The following is a 3,158-nucleotide window of genomic DNA, read 5'->3' as shown; positions in this document are numbered from 1 at the left end:
CAGATGGAAGAAAATGTTTCTGAAAAACACCCCGATACCGCGGCCCTGAAAAAAGAGATCAGCGCGCTGAAGAAGAACATCGAACGCGCCAAAGGCAACACCGACGCCCCTCCCAGCGCCCTGGACGAGCCGACCAACCCGGCCTTCATCGCCCTCAAGTCCCAGGTCACCTCGACCCAGATCGACATTCGGGGTGTGCAGTCCGAGCTGGCCCGCGTCCGGGCCATGCAGGGAGACTACCAGAAGCGCCTGGAGGGCGCCCCCAAGGTGGACCAGGAATACCAGGGCATGCTCCGCAATTACGATTCCGCCCGCATGAAGTTCAAGGAGCTCTCCTCCCGGCTCATGGTGGCCCGAGAGTCCAAGGGCCTGGAAGAAAGCCAGATCGGCGACAAGTTCAAACTCATCGACCCGCCGATGGTGCCGGAGAAGCCCATCAAGCCGAAGCGGATGCTGATCTTTCTGCTGGGCGTCGTCCTGGCCATCGGCGTCGGGCTAGGAACGGGCCTGCTGCTCGAATCCCTGGATCACAGCGTACGCACCCCGGAAGCGCTCATGGCGCTCACCAGCATCCCGTTGCTCGGCGTCATACCCTACATCGCCCCAACCAGGGAGCAGGCGCGGAAATCCCGCTGGAGGCCCACACCCCTGTTCATCGTCGCCGCAACCGTGGCGGTGCTCCTGCTCGCAGTCCACCTTCTGTACGACCCGTTGGATGTCATCGCGCTGAGTGCTTATCGGAAGCTGCTCATGCTCCTCTAGCGTTGTTCGCAGGCGCCCCATGAAACCGCACAAGCACAGAGCGAACCGCTGGCACGAGCCGGCCATGGAAGCAGAATGAGTAAAATCACAAAAGCCCTTGAAAGAGCCAGGCAGGACATGCTCAGCAGCGGCGCCGCGCCCCGTGGCGAGCACCAGACGACTCCGCCCCCGGCGCCGGAGGAGATGAGCTACACCCAGACCCAGGTGCTGGGGCAGTTCTCCGGCACGCTGGAGCCCGGGCAGATGCTCTCCGACGGCGAGGACATGGGCCTCACCGACTGCTACGCCCTGCTGCGCACGCAGGTGCTGCACAGAACCCGGGAGCTGGGCCAGAACACCATCATGGTGACGAGCGTGGGCCAGGGGGAGGGCAAGACCCTCACGGCCATCAACCTGGCCATGAGCATGGCCAAGGAGATGGTCCAGACGGCCCTGCTTGTGGACATGAACCTGCGCTCGCCCATGGTCGCCTCGTACCTGTCGCTCGACGTGGAGCGCGGCCTGGCCGACTACCTGCTGGACGACGTGCCCATCCCGGAACTGCTCGTCAATCCCGGCATGAAGAAGCTCATCGTGCTGCCCGCGGGCAAGCCCATCACCGTCTCGACCGAGATCCTCGGCTCGCCCAAGATGCGGCACCTTGTCCGCGAGATGAAGGACAAATACCCGGAGCGCTACGTCATCTTCGACTGCCCGCACCTGCTGGGCATGCCAGACTCGCTGATCTTCTCCTCCTTCGTCGACCACATCATCCTCGTGGTGGAGGCGGGCAAGACCTCAAGCGACGACATCACCAAGACGCTGCATCTGCTGAAGGACAAGCCCCTGCTCGGCATTGTGCTGAACAAGGTGCGGGGAGCCTGAGCCACGGGGAAGCCATCGGCCGCCCAACGAACCGAGCGAAGGAAACATGTACAATAATTTCTTCGGATTCAAGAAGACGCCTTTTGATATCGTCCCCAACCCGGACCTGCTGTTCCTGAGCCAGCGGCACAAGGTCGCCCTGGACCATCTGGAGTTCGGCCTCATGAGCGGCGCGGGCTTCATCCTCCTGACCGGAGAAATCGGCACGGGCAAGACCACGCTCATCCGCAACCTCATCAGGCGCTTCATCTCCCGCGACACGGAGATAGCGCTGGTGTTCCAGACCAACGTCAGCTCGGACCAGCTGCTGAACATGCTGCTCACGGAATTCGAGCTGACCACCAAGCCGGTAGACAAAGCCACTGCCCTGGACCTGCTGAACAATTTCTTCCTGGAGGCCTATGGCCGCGGGCACAAGGTGCTCATCATCGTGGACGAGGCGCAGAACCTCGGCCTGGAGGCTCTGGAGGAGCTTCGCATGCTCACCAACCTGCAAAGCGACGACCGCATGCTGCTGCAGGTCATGCTTGTGGGCCAGCCCGAGCTGAAGCAGAAGCTGCTCGACCCCACGCTCGCGCAGTTCGCCCAGCGCATCGCCGTGAATTATCACCTCACGGCCCTGGGCCCGCAGGAGACCAGCCAGTACATCACCTATCGTCTGCAAAAGGTGGGCGGCTCGCCGGACATCTTCTCACCCGAGGCCGTGGCCCTGGTCCACCAGGCCAGCGCGGGCGTGCCGCGCGCCATCAACCTCTTGTGCGGCGGGGCGTTGCTCTATGCCTACGCCGACGAGCGGCTGCAAGTGACGGAGGAGGACGTGGCGCAGGTGGTGGAGGCCAAGAACGGCCTGGGCATCTCGGCCAAGTGCCTGAAGGGCCTGCGGCGCAACACGCCCGCCCCGGTTGACACCGCGCCCATACGGCCCGCGCGGCCCGCGCTTCAGGTCGTGTACGCCACGCCTTCCCCGCCCGCTCTGTCTGTTCCGTCTGTTCCGCCCGCGCAGGCAGTCCCGGTGCCCGTGCCGGCACCCACGCCGGCGGCCGCGGCCTACCGGCCCGCGCCCATAGGCGGCGCGGTTCCGGGACCCATCGCCTCGTCCCCGGCCGCCGAGGGCGCGCAGGGCGTGGAAGCGCCCGCCGACCCGGGCGTGCAGGGCGCCCCGCTTCCAGATCCCGCTCCGCGCATGGATTCGCGCCCTGCCGCCCCCGGCCCGCGCGGCCTGCCGCTTCAGCCAAGCTCCATCGTTCAGAACGCGCAGCGCATCAGCGCCAAGGCCCAGGTCTCCCTGCGCCAGGAGCACCACCGCCAGATCCACGGTGAGGACACCGGCAGGCCCGGACCAGGGGATGCGCTCCGTGGCGGCTTCATGAACACCGTGGCCTGGATGTCGTCTGAGGTCATGGCCAGGCTCCGCCACTATCTTGTGCGCCGCTAGCCCGCGTCGAAACGCACAAGCGCCAGCCGCGCCCAAACGATTTGGGCCACGACAAACAATGGAGCCGAGTTGAAGCTACTGTACCTGACCTATCTGG

At 65.0% G+C, this 3,158-nt stretch carries 3 protein-coding genes; all 3 read left to right on the top strand.

Annotation, left to right across the window (positions count from 1 at the left end; all coding sequences use genetic code 11):
• On the top strand, positions 1-762 hold a 762-nt coding region (locus VN419_RS00015), incomplete at its 5' end, for a GNVR domain-containing protein (protein ID WP_325643110.1).
• A 75-nt stretch (positions 763-837) separates the two neighbouring features.
• Positions 838-1,626: an AAA family ATPase gene (locus VN419_RS00010; protein WP_325643108.1), complete on the top strand. Its 789-nt coding sequence runs from the start codon at positions 838-840 to the stop codon at positions 1,624-1,626.
• Between the two features lie 46 nt (positions 1,627-1,672).
• A complete protein-coding gene (locus tag VN419_RS00005; RefSeq protein ID WP_325643106.1) occupies positions 1,673-3,061 on the top strand; it encodes an ExeA family protein in 1,389 nt (462 codons plus the stop codon).
• Positions 3,062-3,158: the final 97 nt, after the last annotated feature.

The sequence above is a fragment of the Humidesulfovibrio sp. genome, from assembly GCF_035560995.1.
Classification (GTDB): Bacteria; Desulfobacterota; Desulfovibrionia; order Desulfovibrionales; family Desulfovibrionaceae; genus Humidesulfovibrio.
Note: the sequence above shows the minus strand (reverse complement) of the source record. Positions and strands in the feature narration are given on the sequence as shown.

What these genes read in the sequence shown, in the direction of transcription:
- VN419_RS00005 (WP_325643106.1), top strand. Translation starts at nt 1,673, where the DNA reads ATGTACAATAATTTCTTCGGATTCAAGAAGACGCCTTTTGATATCGTC.
- VN419_RS00010 (WP_325643108.1), top strand. Translation starts at nt 838, where the DNA reads ATGAGTAAAATCACAAAAGCCCTTGAAAGAGCCAGGCAGGACATGCTC.